This is a genomic window from Lentzea alba (assembly GCF_047445655.1).
In the GTDB taxonomy this organism is placed as follows: Bacteria; Actinomycetota; Actinomycetes; order Mycobacteriales; family Pseudonocardiaceae; genus Lentzea; species Lentzea alba_A.
The window spans coordinates 23,388-39,426 of sequence record NZ_JAJAEG010000018.1 but is presented as its reverse complement, the minus strand read 5'-3'; the positions used below and the strand labels follow the sequence as shown (position 1 = coordinate 39,426).

Genomic DNA, 16,039 nt, shown 5'->3' with positions numbered 1-16,039 from the left:
CCGTCCAGTTAAGCGGAGATCTTCGCTTTCCTCAGCCTCCACAGCGCAGATGGTCCGATCAACGACGTGGGCGGCGCCTGCAGGTGCATCACGCTGAGGAACCTTCGCACCATGTCGACGTCCTGGGTGAGCGCGACCTGCCAGCGCCCCATCAGCTTGCCCATGAGGCCCGGCTTGAAGTCCGGCGCCCACTGCGCGTCCGCACCCGCCGACATGCCCCACGGCCCCGCGACGGCCTTGGCCAGTGCGGCCTGGAACGCCCTGACGCCCTCGGCGGAGAAGTCGGTGTGCTTGCTCAGCAGCTCGGCCTCCAGCGCGGCGACGGTCATGCCCTGGCCGTACAACGGGTTCAGCGTCACCACGGAGTCGCCGACGGCGATCAGCCCGGCAGGCCAGTCCGAGACCTTCTCATAGGCGCGCATCGACGACGCCGTCCGCGCGTAGAGGTAGATGGGCGTGAGCGGTTCGAGGCCGTCGAGGATCTCGGCGAGGCCCACGTCCAGCGACCGCGCGAACGCCATGAACTCCTCGGGGTCGTTGGACGGGTGATCGCCGTCCGCACCCTGCAGGGTCACCAGCAGCTTGCCGCCCTCGATGCGGGTGGCCGAGCAGCCGCGGCGCTGAACGGGTGCGCTGATCAACTGACCGATCGCGACCTTGTCGTTGTGCGGCAACGCGTACAGCCGCGTCGCATACCCCGTCCGAGAGTCGACGGACACGGGCTCGGGCACCTCGACGCCCGCGGCCTTGAGCCACTCCGGGAGCTTGGCGCTGCGACCGGCGGCCATGACGACCAGGTCGGCCTCGATCACCTCTTCGGCGCCGGTGTCCTTGGGACGGACGCGCACGCCGTCCACAGTGGACCCGTCGAAGCGGAAGCCGACGACGTTCGTGTTGTCGGCGAACTCGGCGGAGACGCGGTGGCGGATCGCGGTCTCCAGGAACGGCCGGCCCACGGACAGCATCGGCAGGCCGGTCTCGCCCTGCGCGGCCCAGCCGTACGGGGTCAGCACGCGGGCCTCACCGGCGTCCATCAGCTGTGCCCCGGCGGCGACGAGCTCGTCGCGCAGGCCGGGAAAGAAGTCCTCCATGATCTGGGCGCCGCGCAGCAACAACCCGTGCGCGTGCCTTCCCTGCGGAACACCAGAGCGGAATTCCGGCTCGGCGGGCAACCTGTCGCGTTCCACGACGATCACCCGGCTGTACTTGTCCTCCAACGCCTTCGCGGTCAACAGGCCGGCGATGCCCGCACCGATCACAACAGCAGTAGCCACGGGTGCGATAACGCTCGCCGTGCTCTCGTTGTTACCCGAACGAGACCGAGGTCACCGGTTCTCGGTACCGCGCAAGGACATCTGCTGGTCACGCCAGGAGTGGAAGAGATCTGCCTCGCAGTACCAGTCCACACCTGTCGGACGTTCGCCGGTCGTCATGAACTCGATCAGCAACTGCTTGTACAGGTCGAGTGGAACGCCCACGCCAGGAGGGAAGTCCGTGTACTTCTCGTTGACGTACGGCGCTTCTTCCGAACCTTTCGGCCACCCCATGAAGGTGTTGTCGACGTAGTACATGTAGCCCCACGCGCCGCGCACGGCGAGCACGACGTTGTGATCGGGATCGCCCTCGGAGGTGAGCGGCCGCCCGAAGTGGTCGAGCGACCCGTCGTTGCACTCCGGCCGGGCGAGCAGCCCGATCAACGTGTCCACATCCGCTGCGCACGCGACGACCTGGTACTTGTGCTCCGCCGCGTCGAGGTCGGGCAGCCCGGTCCAGAGGCCAGCTCGCATGCTCATGCGTGCCACCCTGCACCCATCGCCGGGAACATTCGACACCCATTGACAGAACCACACGAACGGGTGATGACCCGGTCAGCCGGATCGTGTGACGAGCCCCCTCAACGCTGACTCGTCCAGACCCGTGGCGACCTGCACTTCCACCGGATCGAGCGCACCGCAGTCCACCGCACGGAGGAAGAAGGCCGACAACGCCTGGGCGGTCGCAGGTTCGTCCAGAACGCCTCCTGAGACGTGCTGCACATAGGACTTCAACCGACCGGCGTCAGCGTCCAAACCCTCGCGGTAGAAGGCGTAAACCGCCGCATAACGTGTCACCAGTTGTGCCGGGTGAAGATCCCAACCCTGGTAGAACCCGTGTTCGAGTGATCGCCGCGTCAGCCGGTAGTGCGTCTCCCAGCCGAGCTTCTTCTGCTCCCCGACCGGCAGCACGTTGGTGGACCCGTCCGACAGCCGAACCCCGGTCCCAGCAGCGGAAACCTGCATGACGTGCCGCGCGAAGTCACACGCGCCGTGCGCCAGGTGCTGCTGCGCCGCGGACAACCCGCACCCAGCCGTGTAGTCGTAGGTGCCGAAGTGCAGACCTGTCACCCGGCCGTTGCCGGCCTCGATGAACCGCGGGATCGCGAGCCGCCCCTCGGAATCCACAATGGACTGCGTCGTCTCGACCTGGATCTCGAACTTCAACTCCTTGCCGAAGAGGTCCAGCACCTCGCCGAACACCTCGACCTGGTCGACTGATGTCACCTTCGGAAAGGTGATCACAAAACCTGGCGGAACCTCCCCCAATGCTGTCAGGAAGATGTCCAGCGTCCGCAGCCCGCGCTCCCGCAACGCCTTGGTGTCGAACGACTTGATCCGCACCCCGAACGAAGGCGGCGCCGTCCGCTCCTCCAGCCACCGTGACACGAGATGCGCCGTGCTCTCGGCATCCATGTCCTCGACGTCGTCCTCAGGCGCGCCGTACCCGTCCTCGAAGTCGATCCGCAGATCCTCGATCGGCTCCCGGACGAGCTTGGCCCGAACGCGGTCGAGCACCCCGTCCGGCAACTCCGGCAACAACTCGGGCTCGATCGACTCCAGGGCCTCGCGCCCCCAGTCACCGATCGTCGTACCGATGATCCGCCCGGCGGGCACGTAGCACGTGTGCACGGGCTGACGTCCCACCGGCCAGCTACGTTCCACAGTGGACAACCGCGCGGTCACCCGCGCGACGTCATCGGGCGACAGCGACGTCTGATACATCAGATGCGCTCGTACGCCGGCAGCGTGAGGAAGTCGACGAAGTCCTCGGACAACGCGACCTGCTCGAACAGCTCCACCGCCGCCGCCACGTGCGGCCCCTCAACTTGGCTGCCCACGCGCCCCAGAACCTCCCGGACCGCCTCAGGCGTGACCTGCGTGCCGTCGTCCAGCACAACCTTGTTGTTGATCCACTGCCAGATCTGCGACCGGCTGATCTCCGCTGTGGCCGCGTCCTCCATCAGGTTGTGAATCGCCGCCGCTCCGTTGCCCCCGAGCCACGACGCGATGTACCGAACACCAACGTCAACCGCCGACTCAAGCCCGGCACGCGTAGCCGCCCCGCCAGCCGACTTGAAGTCCAGCAACTGCTCGGCCGTCACCTCAACCTCGGGCCGCTGCTTGTCAACCTGGTTCGGCTTGTCCCCCAGCACCCCGTCGAAGATCTCCCGGCAAACCGGCACCAGGTCCGGGTGCGCCACCCACGACCCGTCGAACCCGTCGTTCGCCTCACGCGTCTTGTCCTCACGCACCTTGCGCAGCGCGTTCTCCGTGACCTCGGGATCACGCCGGTTCGGAATGAACGCCGCCATGCCACCCATGGCGAACGCCCCGCGCTTGTGACACGTCTTCACCAACAACTCGGTGTACGCCCGCATGAACGGCGCCGTCATCGTCACGCTGTTGCGGTCCGGCAGCACGTAGTCCGCCCCAGCGTCCCGGAAGTACTTGATGACGCTGAACAGGTAGTCCCACCGCCCAGCGTTGAGCCCAGACGCGTGATCCCGCAGCTCGTAGAGGATCTCTTCCATCTGGAACGCAGCCGGAATCGTCTCGATGAGCACCGTCGCCCGGATCGTGCCGTGCGGCACACCCTTCAGCTTCTGCGCCGTCGTGAACACGTCGTTCCACAGCCGCGCCTCAAGATGCGACTCCATCTTGGGCAAGTAGTAGTAGGGCTTCCCAAGCTCAGCGTTGTGGAAGAAGTGCAGCCCGAAGTCCACCAACGCCCCAACAGCGTTCTTCCCGCCGAACTGCAGGTTCCGCTCATCCAGGTGCCACCCACGCGGCCGCACGACAATCGTCGGGTAGGGCCCACCCTTGAGCGAGTAGTGCTTCCCCTCAGGCGACGTGAACTCGATCGTCCCGCGCGCCGCCTCGTACAGATTCACCTGCCCCTGCACGACGTTGTCCCAATGCGGCGTGTTCGCGTCCTCAAGATCAGCCAGCCACACCTTCGCCCCGGAGTTGAGCGCGTTGATCGTCATCTTGCGCTCGGTGGGCCCGGTGATCTCAACGCGCCGGTCCTGGAGCGGTTGCGGCGCTTGAGCGACCTGCCACTCCCCGTCACGCACCGACTGGGTCTCAGCCAAAAACCCGAGAGGCCTCCGCTCCTTGCGCAGGGCGAGCAACTCGTCCCGGCGGGCGGCGTGCGCCTCGTGCAGCTTCGCAACGAACTCAAGAGCCTCGTCAGTGAGGACCTGCACCTGGATCCACCTCTCTCGGTTTTGCTGTGTGGACTATAGTTTTTGCATTGCGGAACTGCAACGAGAGGAGTCGCACGTGTCGACAGGTGGCGTGCAGTCGTTGCAAAGGGCCTTCGACCTGCTAGAACGCCTAGCAGACGCAGGCGGCGAAGCCTCCCTCTCCGAGCTCGCCACGGTCTCGGGCCTACCCCTGCCCACAATCCACCGCCTGATCCGCACCCTCGTCACGCTGGGCTATGTACGCCAGAACAGCAACCGGCGCTACACCCTCGGCTCCCGCCTCATCCGCCTAGGCGAAACAGCATCCCGCCAATACGGCACATGGGCACGCCCGTTCCTCTCCCAACTAGTTGACTCAGTAGAGGAAACCGCAAACCTCGCGGTCCTGGACGGCGACGAGGTCGTCTACGTGGCACAGGTGCCCTCAAAGCACTCAATGCGCATGTTCACCGAGGTAGGCCGCCGCCTGCTCCCGCACGGCACAGGCGTGGGCAAGGCAATGCTGTCCCAACTCCCGCGCGACGAGGTGCGTCAACTCCTCGAACGCACGGGCCTACCCGCGTACACGCCGAACACGCTCACGGACCCGGTGGAACTGCTGGCCGAGCTGGACGAGATCCAGGAACGCGGCTACGCGCTGGACGAGTCCGAACAGGAACTGGGCGTGCGCTGCATCGCCGTGCCGGTGATCGGCGGCCCAACCCTGGCCGCGGTATCGGTGTCGGGCCCAGAGGGCCGCCTCACGAAGGACGCAGTAACCCGCATCCTCCCCGAGGTCCTAGCAGTCGCAAAGCGCCTAGCAGACCAGGCCGCAGCTCAGTAGGGCCGAAGCCGAAGGCGAGGCTGCGATGGCGAAGCCGAGCCGTCTTTTTCCATACGGGACCCCGTGTGGCGCAGGAACCCGCCGACTAAACCGGGGGGCGACCTACGAAACCGACGCGTCACCCGAGCAACGCGTCCACAAAGGCCCCAGGCTCAAACGGCGCAAGGTGGTCCGCACCCTCACCAAGCCCAACCAACTTCACCGGCACCCCAAGCTCCCGCTGAACCTGGAACACAATCCCACCCTTGGCCGTACCGTCCAACTTGGTCAGCACAATCCCAGTGATGTCGACCTGCTCAGCGAACACACGCGCCTGCGTGAGCCCGTTCTGCCCAGTCGTGGCATCCAAAACCAGCAGAACCTCATCCACAACAGCCTGCTTCTCCACGACCCGCTTCACCTTGCCGAGCTCATCCATCAGCCCAACCTTGGTGTGCAGCCGCCCAGCCGTGTCGATCAACACGGTGTCGACCCCAGCGTCCATCCCCCGCTTGACAGCATCGAACGCCACAGAGGCCGGATCCCCGCCCTCAGGCCCCCGAACAGTCTCAGCCCCAACCCGCTTGCCCCAGGTCTCCAACTGATCAGCAGCAGCAGCCCGGAACGTGTCAGCAGCCCCCAACAACACGGTCCGCCCATCGGCGACAAGCACCCGGGCAAGCTTGCCCGTGGTAGTCGTCTTCCCGACGCCGTTGACCCCGACCACCAGCAACACAGCAGGCTTCCCGGAGTGCGGCAACGCCTTCAGCGACCGATCCATCGAGGGGTGCAGAGCGTCGACCAACACCGACCGCAGCAACGCAGAAGCCTCAGCCTCGGTACGCACCCCAGCCCCGGCGATCTTGGAACGCAAAGTCTCAACGATCTCGGTGGTGGTAGCCGCCCCAAGATCAGCAATCAGCAGCGTGTCCTCAACGTCCTGCCACGAGTCCTCATCAAGGTCCCCGGCCCCGAGCAGCCCCAACAGTGACGACCCGAACGCGTTGCGCGACTTCGACAACTTCCCGCGCAACCGCTCCAACCGCCCAGCAGTCGGCTCGATCTCCTCAACCTCGGAAGCCTCTTCCGGCAGGTCGACCTCAACAAAGCCACGCTTGACGGAGTCACGCGGCACAGAGGCGTCATCCCCCACCCCGGGCTGCCCGTCGACCTCAGTCCGATCAGCAACCGGATGCTCGACAGGCGCGGTGTCCTCGACGGCGTCAGCCACCTCAGCCCCAGCCACCGCCTCAGCCGAGGAGGCCTCCGGAGCCGCCGGCGTCAGCGTGAACCCGGACGAGGCCTGGTAACCACCGGCCCGCGGCGCCTCCTCCTTCTGCGTGAGGCTGATGCGCCGGCGACGCGTCAGCACCACACCGGTCACCAGCGCAGCGATCAGCACGACCGCCACGACGACGAGGATCAGGACAAGGGAAGACGTCGACACGGGCTCATGGTTTCACAGGCCGCCATGTGACCTGCCAACCATCTATTGCTCATTTAGGCGAAGATTTCACCAAAGCTCTTGCGCACGACCACAGTGTGGAATAGACCACACGTCGTGAGGGTGATCGGACTGATTTCCGGCACGTCGATGGACGGCATCGACGTCGCCGTCGCCGACCTGTCGATCAACGGCGACGTGGTCGAGCTCGTGCCGGTGCAGCACGCCGAGCACCCCTTCCCCAAGGACCTGCTCGAGAAACCGAAGGACCTCGCCGAAGTGTGCGCCTTCGACACGTCGCTGGGGCAGGCTTTCGGTGAAGTTGCCGCCGGATACCTGCCGGCGGACCTGGTCTGCTCGCTGGGCCAGACCGTCCACCACGAGGTGCAGGACGGCGACTGCCTCGGCACGTTGCAGCTCGGGCAGCCCGCGTGGATCGCCGAACGCACCGGTGTCCCGGTCATCGCGGACCTGAGAGTGCGAGACGTGGCGGCAGGCGGCCAGGGCGCCCCGCTGGCGAGCACGCTCGACGCGCTCTGGCTGGCCGGCGAGAGTCCCGCGATCGCGCTCAACATCGGCGGCATCGCGAACATCACCGTCGTCAGACCGGGATCACCACCGATCGCCTACGACACGGGCCCCGGCAACGCGCTGATGGACGCCGTCATGGAGGTCATCTCCAACGGCCAGCGCCGCCAGGACACCAACGGCGAGTTCGCCAGGCGTGGCCACGTGCGAGAAGACGTCCTGAAGAAGCTGCTCGCCGACCCGTACTACGCCAAGCCGTGGCCGAAGTCGACCGGCAAGGAGCTCTTCAACGCCGAGTACCTGCAGGGGTTCCCGACGGTCCAGGCCGAGGACATGCTCAGAACACTCGTGGAGGTCACCGCGCGAACCATCGCGGACGCCTGCCGCGCGCACGACGCGAGTGTGGTGGTGGCGTCCGGAGGCGGGATGCGCAACCCGGTGCTGGTCGAGTCGCTCACGAAGGCGCTCGACCCGATTCCGCTCAAGCTGAGCGACTCGCTGGGCCTGCCGCGCGACGGCAAGGAGGCCTACCTCGCCGCGCTGCTCGGATTCCTGACGTGGCACGGGGTTCCGGGCAACACGCCGTCCGCCACCGGTGCGTCCGGGCCACGGCTGCTCGGCAGCATCACGCCCGGAAGCGGACCGCTCAGAATGCCCGAGCCCGTCACCACCGCGGTGACCAAGCTGAAAGTGGGGGAACCGACATGCGCGGACTAGATCTCGCGATCATCGCCCTCTTCCTCGTGGGCATGCCGTTGCTCGGCACGTGGATCGGCGGCAGGCAGAAGTCGTCCACCGACTACTTCGTCAGCGAGAAGCGCATCTCGTGGTGGGTGGTCTGCCTGAGCGTGGTGTCCGCGGAGACGTCGACGCTGACGGTGCTGAGCGTGCCGGTGATCGCCTACATGGCGACGCCCGCGCAGGGCGGCATGACGTACCTGACGCTCGCGCTGGGCTACATCGTGGGCCGCATCATCGTGAGTTTCGTGCTGCTGCCGCGGTACATCGCGGGTGATCTCGTCACGGCGTACGCGTTCCTGGGCAAGCGGTACGGCAACGGCATGCGTGCCACGGCGTCCGTCACGTTCCTCTTCACGCGCCTGCTCGCGGACGGCATCCGGTTGTTCGCGACGGCGATCCCGATCAAGCTGGTGCTGCAGCAATACGGAATCAACGCCTCGTACTGGACGATCATCGCGGCACTCGGCGTCGCGATGGTGTTCTACAGCTTCTTCGGCGGCGTGCGCGCGGTTGTGTGGGTCGACGCCATCCAGATGCTCTGGTACGTGCTCGGTGGCGTCGTGGTGATCTGGTTCCTGGCCGGCGAGCTGCCCGACGGCTGGTTCTCGAAGGCCGCGGACGTCAACAAGTTCCAGCTCTTCGACTTCGCCTCGTCACCGCTGACGGGCGCGTACCCGTTCATCGCCGCGTTCTTCGGCGGCGCGTTGCTGTCGATGGCCTCACACGGCGCGGACCAGCTGATCGTGCAACGGCTCATGGCCACTCGGGACGTGAAGTCCGCGCAGAAGGCGTTGATCGCCTCCGGTCTAGTGGTCTTCCTGCAGTTCGCGTTCTTCCTGTTCATCGGCGTGATGCTGTGGGCGTACTACAGCGGCGCCGACCCCGTGAAGGACATCGGTCTGGGCAACAAGGACGAGCTGTTCGGGTACTTCATCGTCAAAGTACTGCCGAGCGGCCTGTCCGGGTTCGTGATCGCCGGCATCCTCGCGGCCGCGCTGTCGTCCTCGTTGGGCGCCTTGGCCTCCAGCACGGTCACGGACATCTACGAACGCATCCGCAAGACCGCGATGACCGACGACGAACGCCTGCGCCACGGCCGGGCGTGGACCCTCGTGTGGGCCGGCTTGCTGATCGTCTGCGCGGGTCTGTTCGCCTCTTCGAACAAGACCACGGCCGACCCGATCGTGGTGCAGGCGCTGGGCATCGCCGGCTACACCTACGGCGCGCTGCTCGGGGCCTTCCTCCTCGGCCTCATCTTCAAGCGCGTCACGCAGGTGGACGCGATCATCGCGTTCGTGACGACGGTGCTGGTCGTCGGTTTCGTGATTCTCGGGGTCAAGTTCGCCGGCAGCACGCCGACGATCTACTTCGGCAAGGCCACGGCCGAGCTGAAGTCCTTGACCGGCTGGTGGAACACGCCCCTGGGGGTGGCGGTCACCTTGCTGGTGGGTGGGTTGCTGTCATTGCGTCATTCACGCCGGGTGCCGGTAGGCGACAAGCTCGACGTGGAGTCGAAAGCCTAGGCGCGCGAACATGTTCTGCGAGGACTCGTTGCCGGAGTAGATCGACGCGGCGGCCTGCGGTCGAGCACCGCGGGCCGCCGCGAGTTTCCACAGCAGTTCGGTGACGAGCGAGGCGCCCACGCCCTGACCGCGAACATCGGGTTCGACGGCCACGAAGTCGATGTAGTACTCCTCGGGTTGAGCCTTGCCGGCCGCGTACCCGATGACACGTTCGCCGTCCATCGCGACGACGACCGTGCGCGCCGTGGGATCGGACTCGACGAGTTGCTTGCCGGACAAGTACGTCCGCGGGAAACATCGCTCGTGCAGCACGGCTACGGCTTGGTGGACCTGCGGATCGGTGGGTAGAACGCGCATCTCGCGTTCGCTGGGACACTTCGCGTCCCGCAGCAACAACGAGCGCAGCTCCCCGTTGTCCAGTATGTGGATGGCGCTCGCCTTGCCGGCGCTGAAGGCGTGCCGTTCGGCGAACGCCGCCAGTCGTCGGTGGGCGGTGTGCCCGTAGAGCTCTAGGTCGGTGATGCCGGTGAGGAGCTCGGAGGCACGCCGGAACATCGCGTCGGCGGTCTGGTCCCAGATGCGGCTGCCCGCCGGGTGGTTGACCGGTACGTCGACGAACGGCCCGTGCAGCCACGCGCGGCCCAGCTCCGGGTCGATCTCCACGCTGAGCATGCCGGTGATGTTGTCGTCGGCGTCCACCGCGACCACCGTGCAGTCGGCCCAGCTGGGCTCGAACTCGGCGAGCTCCGCGCGGAGCTCTTCGACAGTCTCACCGAGGTAGCCGATGTGGTGCGCTGAGTCGGCCTGGAGCCGGACCAGGAGCGCCATCGTGGCGCCGAGGTCGCCAGGTTCGGCGAAACGGATGTCGTACATAGAAGGAATGGTTGCTCCCGCGACGCTCGGACGCGAGGGAGTTTTCGAACGAGTAAAATGGCGTGGATGTCCAGCCAGATCGGTGACGACCTGTCCGGTGCGCTCAGAACGCGGAACGACCTGGCCGAGGCGATGGCCCATGCGGGCGACTTCAAGCGAGCAGCCGCCGAGTTCAGGGCCCTCGCGAAGGACTACGAGGAGCTGGCCGGCGCGGACGACCCCCGCACGCTGGACGTCCGGCTGAGCCTCGTGAAGGTGCTCGGCACCGCGAAACAGCACGCCAAGGCCATCGCGGCCGGCGAACCACTGCTGCGCGACCAGCTCCGCGTGCTGGGTCCTGAGCACGACGACGTCCTGGAGACCAGGCAGCTGCTGGCCAACCTGCGCTACGCGGCCGGCGACCGCGAGGGCGCGGCCGAGGATCTTGAGCGGTTGCTGGGGGCTCTGTCACACGTGTTGATGCCCACCCACCAGCGGATCACGCGACTCAAGCGCGACATCGCGTTCTTGAAGCGCTCCACGTGACGTGGGGGACGACACTCGGGCCGACACCCAGATTCGGGCTTGCAGGGCTGGTGAGGGTGGGGGACTCTTCTACGGTGAGTGAGGAAACGATCCAACTCGATCTCAACGAATCCGGGGTGGCCGTCGACCTGCCCTTGCCGACGAACAACCGGGACCAGGTCCAGGGCGTTCCGTACCGGCCGGTCGAATTCCGTGACGATGATCTGCCCACTGCCCTCGAGCGCGCGGCCACCTGGCTGCGGCAGACGCAAGAGTGGCTGGGCGAGCCCGTGGATGTCATCGCAGTTCATCTCGACTACGACGACACACATGGCAACCCGTACTACGACCTCAAGCTGCTGTGCAACGACGAGGACCTCGCGGGTGTGCCAAGGGTCATGCGAGAACACGAAGGGGCCGCTACCGGCGAGTAGCTTTTACGGCTACCGTTCGGAAGCATGTCGGATCGCGTTTATCCCCCGGTGATCGCAGCAGCGAAGCTCATGTTCAAGGTGCTCGATCTGCGGATCACCATCGAAGGTGCGCACCACATCCCGAGCACGGGAGGAGCGGTGCTGGCGTCGAACCACGTCAGCTACCTCGACTTCATCTTCGCGGGCTATGGTGCGCGTCCCTCGGGGCGCCTCACGCGGTTCATGGCGAAGCACGAGATCTTCGCCAACAAGATCGCAGGCCCGCTCATGCGCGGCATGCACCACATCCCCGTCGACCGGAGCGCGGGCCAGGCCTCCTTCCAGCAGGCACTGTCCGCGCTCCGTAGCGGCGAGGTCGTCGGGATCTTCCCCGAGGCCACCATCAGCCGGTCGTTCACGGTCAAGGACATCAAGTCCGGCGCGAACCGCCTCGCGCACGAGGCCGGCGTGCCGCTCATCCCGGTCGCGCTGTGGGGCACGCAGCGGCTGTGGACCAAGGGCCGGCCCAAGAACCTGACCCAGCGGCACGTGCCGATCACGATCCTCATCGGCGAGCCGTTCGAGGCCTCCCCCGGCGACTCCGGCGACGCGTTGCTGCGCAAGCGGATGCAGGACCTGCTGGACTCCGCGCAGGCCAACTACCCCACCGAGCCCGGCGCGTGGTGGGCGCCCAGGCACCTCGGCGGCACCGCACCGACGCCGGAAGAGGCCGCCGAGCTCGACGCCCGCAGGGACTGAAACACGCCCTGACCTGGGGATACAAGGTTTTCACAAGGTCGATGGTGCAGAGTGGTCACTGCACCTGAAGTGGTGAGGTTGAACTGGGGGACTTCACCCCACCAGGTGCCCGGGCTGCGTCCATGCGGTGATTCTTGGGGGACCTTCCTCACCCGTTGGGGAAGGGCAACCGCATGCGGCGCCGCCCGGCGTAGAAGCCGCGGTCGGAGCTGGTCTTAGCCCCCCAGGCACCTGCTCCGATCGCCCTACTCGTCCGCCGGATCCGGCGAGGACTCAGCAGCCGGTTCAGGCGCGGACTCCGCAGCAGGCGCCCGCTCGTCGCCACGCGTGCGCAGCCGCTGCGAGATCACCTGCGAGATGCCGTCACCGCGCATCGAGACGCCGTACAGCGCGTCCGCGATCTCCATGGTCGGCTTCTGGTGCGTGATGATCAGCAGCTGCGACCGTTCCCGCAGCTGCTCGAACAGGCCGATCAGGCGGTGCAGGTTCGTGTCGTCCAACGCCGCCTCGACCTCGTCCATCACGTAGAACGGTGAGGGGCGGGCGCGGAAGATCGCGACCAGCATCGCGACGGCGGCCAGCGACTTCTCGCCACCGGAGAGCAGCGACAGGCGCTTGACCTTCTTGCCGGGCGGGCGCGCCTCCAGCTCGATGCCGGTGGTCAGCATGTCGTCGGGCTCGGTCAGCACCAGGCGGCCGTCGCCGCCGGGGAACAGGACCTTGAAGACGATCTCGAACTCGCGCGCCACGTCCTCGTAGGCCGACGTGAAGACCTCCAGGATCTTGTCGTCGACCTCCTTCACGACGGTGAGCAGGTCGCGGCGGGTGTCCTTGATGTCTTCCAGCTGGGTCGAGAGGAACTTGTAGCGCTCCTCCAGCGCGGCGAACTCCTCCAGCGCGAGCGGGTTCACCTTGCCCAGCAACGAGAGGTCGCGCTCGGCACGCTTGGCGCGGCGGGCCTGGGTGTCGCGGTCGTACGGCATCGGCTGCGGCTCGGAGACCTGCTCGCCGCGTTCCTTGGCGGCCTGGTACTCGGCCATCTCCGCGGCCGAGGCCGGCACGAGGCAGTCCGGGCCGTACTCGTTGACGAGGTCGTCGAGGCCGATGCCGAAGTCCTCGGCGATCTTGGTTTCCAGCTGCTCGATGCGCAGGCGCTGCTCGGCCCGCAGGACCTCGTCGCGGTGCACGGCGTCGACGAGCTTCTCCAGCTCACCGGACATCTCGCGCACCAGGTTGCGCACCTGGGTCAGCAGCAGCTCGTGCTGCTGACGGCGTTCCTGGGCCTGGTCGCGCTCGCGGGCGGCGCGGTCCAGAGAGATCGCGATGCGTTCCAGCGCCTGCTCGCCACCGCGGACGACAGCCTTCGCAACCACAGCACCACGCGCACGGTGCTGCGTCGCGCGGGCGTGGCGCTCGCGGGCCTCGCGTTCAGCACGCGCAGCACGACGAAGGCCGTCTGCCTTGCCCTGCAACGCTCGTGCGCGCTCCTCGGCCGTGCGCTGCACCAGGCGTGCGTCCATTTCGGCCTGACGTGCCTGGGCGAGCTCGGCGGCCAGCTGGTCGCGCTGCTCGGTGTCCGGCTCGTCGTCGAGGGTCTGCTCCTCCTCGGCCATCAGCAGTCGTTCTTCGAGCTCGCCCAGCTTCAGCAGGGCTTCCTCGCGCGACCGCTCGACCTTGTTGCGCTGCTCGGTGATGCGGTTGACCTCGGCCTCGGCGGAGCGCACCGCGGCAGCCATCCGGTTCAGCCGCTCACCGGAACGGGCCTGCCGAACCTTGGCCTCCTGCATGGCCTCCTTGACCGCGTCGAGCACCTTGCGGCGGGACTGCTGCTCGGCCCGAGCGCCTTCCAACGCGGCCGAGGCGTGCTCCAGCGCGCGTTCCGCGGTCGCCAGGGCTTCCTGCGCCTCGTCGACGGCCGCCTGGATCTCGATGACGCTCTGGCCCTGCGCACCCGAGCCACCGATGGCCCAGTCCGTGCCGAAGAGGTCGCCGTCACGGGTCACCGCGCGGCCGTTGAACCGTGCCGCGGAGTCCAGATCCTCAACCACGGCAAGGCGATCGAGGGCACGAGCCAGTGCCGGGCGCAACGCTTCCGGAGCGTGCACGACGTCGATGGCCCACCGCGCGCCGTGCGGGAGGTAGCCCCACTGCGAGGTGTCCACAGTGGACCCGTACGACCCGATCAGCACACCGGCGCGTCCGGCGTCCTTCTCCTTCAACAGCTTCAGCGCCTGCAGCGCGCCGTCGCCGGAGGAAACCGCTACAGCGTCGGCGATCGGGCCCAGTGCGGCCGCCAGCGCGACCTCGAAACCGGGCTCCACGGTCAGCAGCGCCGCGACGGAACCCAGCAGCCCCGGCACGTCCGACGCGAGCAGTGCGCCCGCGCCGTCCTTGCGAGTCAGGCCCAGCGACAGCGCGTCGACGCGGGCACGCCACGACGCGATGTCACGTTCCGCGGTGCGTTCAGCCTTCACGAGTTCTTCGACGCGTTGCCTGGCGGCGTCGTTGGACTGGACGGCGTGCCGGTGACGTTCGTCGAGGTCGTTGTCGCCCTCGTCCTCGTAGCCGGTGACCGCCTGCGCCTCAGCCAGTTCGATCGACGCGAACTCGACGCGTTCGGAGGCTTCTGCGACCGTGACGGAGAGGCGTTCGATCTCCTCGGCGGTCGCGTTCGTCTTGCTGCGCAACGCTTCCACCTGACCGGACAGCCGGGCCAGACCCTCCCGGCGGTCGGCGATCGCGCGGACGGCGGCCATGTGCGCCTTCTCCGCCTGCGACACCATGCGCTCCAGCTCGGACCGCGTCTCCACGGCCTCCGCGAGCGCGATGCGCGCCTCGGTCACGCCTTCCTGGAGCTCCAGCTCCATCTCGGCGGTCTCCTCGGCCTCGCGGTCGAGGTCGTCGGGGTCGCGGCCCCTGCTGGGTGCGTCCAGCTCGGCGGACAGGTGCCGGGCCCGTTCCGCCGCAAGCCTCACGGTGCCGCGGAGGCGTTCCTCCAAAGCGGACAGCCGGTACCAGGTGTCCTGCGCGGCCTGCAGCTTCGGCGTGTCGGCGGCGACGCGCTCCTCCAGCTCGTTCTGCTGGTACTGCGCCGCCTGCAACGACTTCTCGACCTCGGCGCGGCGCTCGCGGGCCTTCGCCTCGTCGTGCTCCTCCTGCGCGATGGCTTCCCGTTGCGTGACGAGGTCGTCCGCGAGCAGACGGAGTTTGCTGTCCCGCAGCTCGGACTGCACGACCTGGGCGCGGCGAGCGATCTCGGCCTGCTTGCCCAACGGCTTGAGCTGACGGCGGAGTTCGGCGGTGAGGTCGGTGAGGCGCGTCAGGTTCGCCTGCATCGCCTCCAGCTTGCGCAGCGCCTTTTCCTTGCGCTTGCGGTGCTTCAGGACGCCGGCGGCCTCTTCGATGAACGCGCGGCGTTCCTCCGGCTTGGACTCCAGGATCGCGGCGAGCTGGCCCTGACCGACGATCACGTGCATCTCGCGGCCGATGCCGGAGTCCGAGAGCAACTCCTGGATGTCCATGAGACGGCACGAGTTCCCGTTGATCTCGTACTCGGTGGCGCCCTCGCGGAACATCCGGCGGGTGATCGACACCTCGGTGTACTCGATCGGGAGCATGCCGTCGGAGTTGTCGATCGTCAGCGTCACCTCGGCGCGGCCGAGCGGCGCGCGGCCGGACGTGCCGGCGAAGATGACGTCCTCCATCTTGCCGCCGCGCAGGTCCTTGGCACCCTGCGTGCCCATCACCCAGCGCAGCGCGTCGAGCACGTTGGACTTGCCGGACCCGTTGGGGCCGACCACACAGGTGATGCCGGGCTCGAAGCGCAGCGTGGTAGCCGAGGCGAAGGACTTGAAGCCCTTCAGCGTCAGGCTCTTGAGATGCACGCCGGGCAGAGTACCCAAGCGCTTGCGTTGAACGCGTTAGGCGCCC

The 16,039-nt window shown here is 67.2% G+C and carries 13 protein-coding genes; 6 read left to right on the top strand and 7 right to left on the bottom strand.

Annotated elements, in window-relative coordinates:
* Positions 1-8: 8 nt before the first annotated feature.
* The 4 genes from LFM09_RS28345 to aceB form a co-directional block, all read right to left on the bottom strand.
* Positions 9-1,274 (bottom strand): FAD-dependent oxidoreductase, encoded by a 1,266-nt coding sequence (locus tag LFM09_RS28345; protein ID WP_414099610.1) that lies wholly within the window; start codon positions 1,272-1,274, stop codon positions 9-11.
* 51 nt (positions 1,275-1,325) lie between these two features.
* Complete coding sequence (locus LFM09_RS28340) at positions 1,326-1,793, bottom strand: Imm1 family immunity protein (RefSeq protein WP_414099609.1); 468 nt, start codon at positions 1,791-1,793, stop codon at positions 1,326-1,328.
* Between the two features lie 75 nt (positions 1,794-1,868).
* Positions 1,869-3,038, bottom strand: a complete 1,170-nt coding sequence (locus LFM09_RS28335; RefSeq protein ID WP_414099608.1) for a DUF6986 family protein — start codon at positions 3,036-3,038, stop codon at positions 1,869-1,871.
* Positions 3,038-4,522 (bottom strand): malate synthase A, encoded by a 1,485-nt coding sequence (aceB, locus tag LFM09_RS28330; protein WP_414099607.1) that lies wholly within the window; start codon positions 4,520-4,522, stop codon positions 3,038-3,040. Before aceB ends, LFM09_RS28335 begins: the two co-directional genes overlap by 1 nt.
* 76 nt (positions 4,523-4,598) lie before the next feature.
* On the opposite strand from aceB, the gene LFM09_RS28325 reads away from it, so the two are divergent.
* Entirely contained in the window at positions 4,599-5,345 is a 747-nt protein-coding gene (locus LFM09_RS28325; protein WP_414099606.1) for an IclR family transcriptional regulator, read from the top strand.
* Positions 5,346-5,463: 118 nt separating this feature from the next.
* On the opposite strand, the gene ftsY is transcribed toward LFM09_RS28325, so the two are convergent.
* Positions 5,464-6,771: a signal recognition particle-docking protein FtsY gene (gene ftsY, locus LFM09_RS28320; RefSeq protein ID WP_414099605.1), complete on the bottom strand. Its 1,308-nt coding sequence runs from the start codon at positions 6,769-6,771 to the stop codon at positions 5,464-5,466.
* Between the two features lie 114 nt (positions 6,772-6,885).
* Between ftsY and LFM09_RS28315 the strand changes: the two genes are divergently transcribed.
* Complete coding sequence (locus tag LFM09_RS28315) at positions 6,886-8,013, top strand: anhydro-N-acetylmuramic acid kinase (protein ID WP_414099604.1); 1,128 nt, start codon at positions 6,886-6,888, stop codon at positions 8,011-8,013.
* Positions 8,001-9,560, top strand: a complete 1,560-nt coding sequence (locus LFM09_RS28310; RefSeq protein WP_414099603.1) for a sodium:solute symporter — start codon at positions 8,001-8,003, stop codon at positions 9,558-9,560. Before LFM09_RS28315 ends, LFM09_RS28310 begins: the two co-directional genes overlap by 13 nt.
* Here the strand turns inward: LFM09_RS28310 and LFM09_RS28305 are convergent.
* The gene (locus tag LFM09_RS28305) at positions 9,510-10,433 is read right to left on the bottom strand and encodes a GNAT family N-acetyltransferase (protein ID WP_414099602.1); all 924 of its coding nucleotides are present in this window, start codon (positions 10,431-10,433) and stop codon (positions 9,510-9,512) included. The genes LFM09_RS28310 and LFM09_RS28305 overlap by 51 nt on opposite strands.
* A gap of 66 nt (positions 10,434-10,499) precedes the next feature.
* On the opposite strand from LFM09_RS28305, the gene LFM09_RS28300 reads away from it, so the two are divergent.
* From LFM09_RS28300 to LFM09_RS28290, 3 genes are all read left to right on the top strand, one after another.
* On the top strand, positions 10,500-10,958 hold the full coding sequence (locus LFM09_RS28300; protein ID WP_414099601.1) for a hypothetical protein: 459 nt from the start codon (positions 10,500-10,502) through the stop codon (positions 10,956-10,958).
* A gap of 74 nt (positions 10,959-11,032) precedes the next feature.
* Positions 11,033-11,371, top strand: coding sequence for a hypothetical protein (locus LFM09_RS28295; protein WP_414099600.1), 339 nt, complete (start codon positions 11,033-11,035; stop codon positions 11,369-11,371).
* Between the two features lie 24 nt (positions 11,372-11,395).
* Positions 11,396-12,109, top strand: coding sequence for a lysophospholipid acyltransferase family protein (locus tag LFM09_RS28290; protein ID WP_414099599.1), 714 nt, complete (start codon positions 11,396-11,398; stop codon positions 12,107-12,109).
* 245 nt (positions 12,110-12,354) lie between these two features.
* Here the strand turns inward: LFM09_RS28290 and smc are convergent, their stop codons facing one another.
* A complete protein-coding gene (gene smc / locus LFM09_RS28285; RefSeq protein WP_414099598.1) occupies positions 12,355-15,993 on the bottom strand; it encodes a chromosome segregation protein SMC in 3,639 nt (1,212 codons plus the stop codon).
* Between the last annotated feature and the right edge of the window lie 46 nt (positions 15,994-16,039).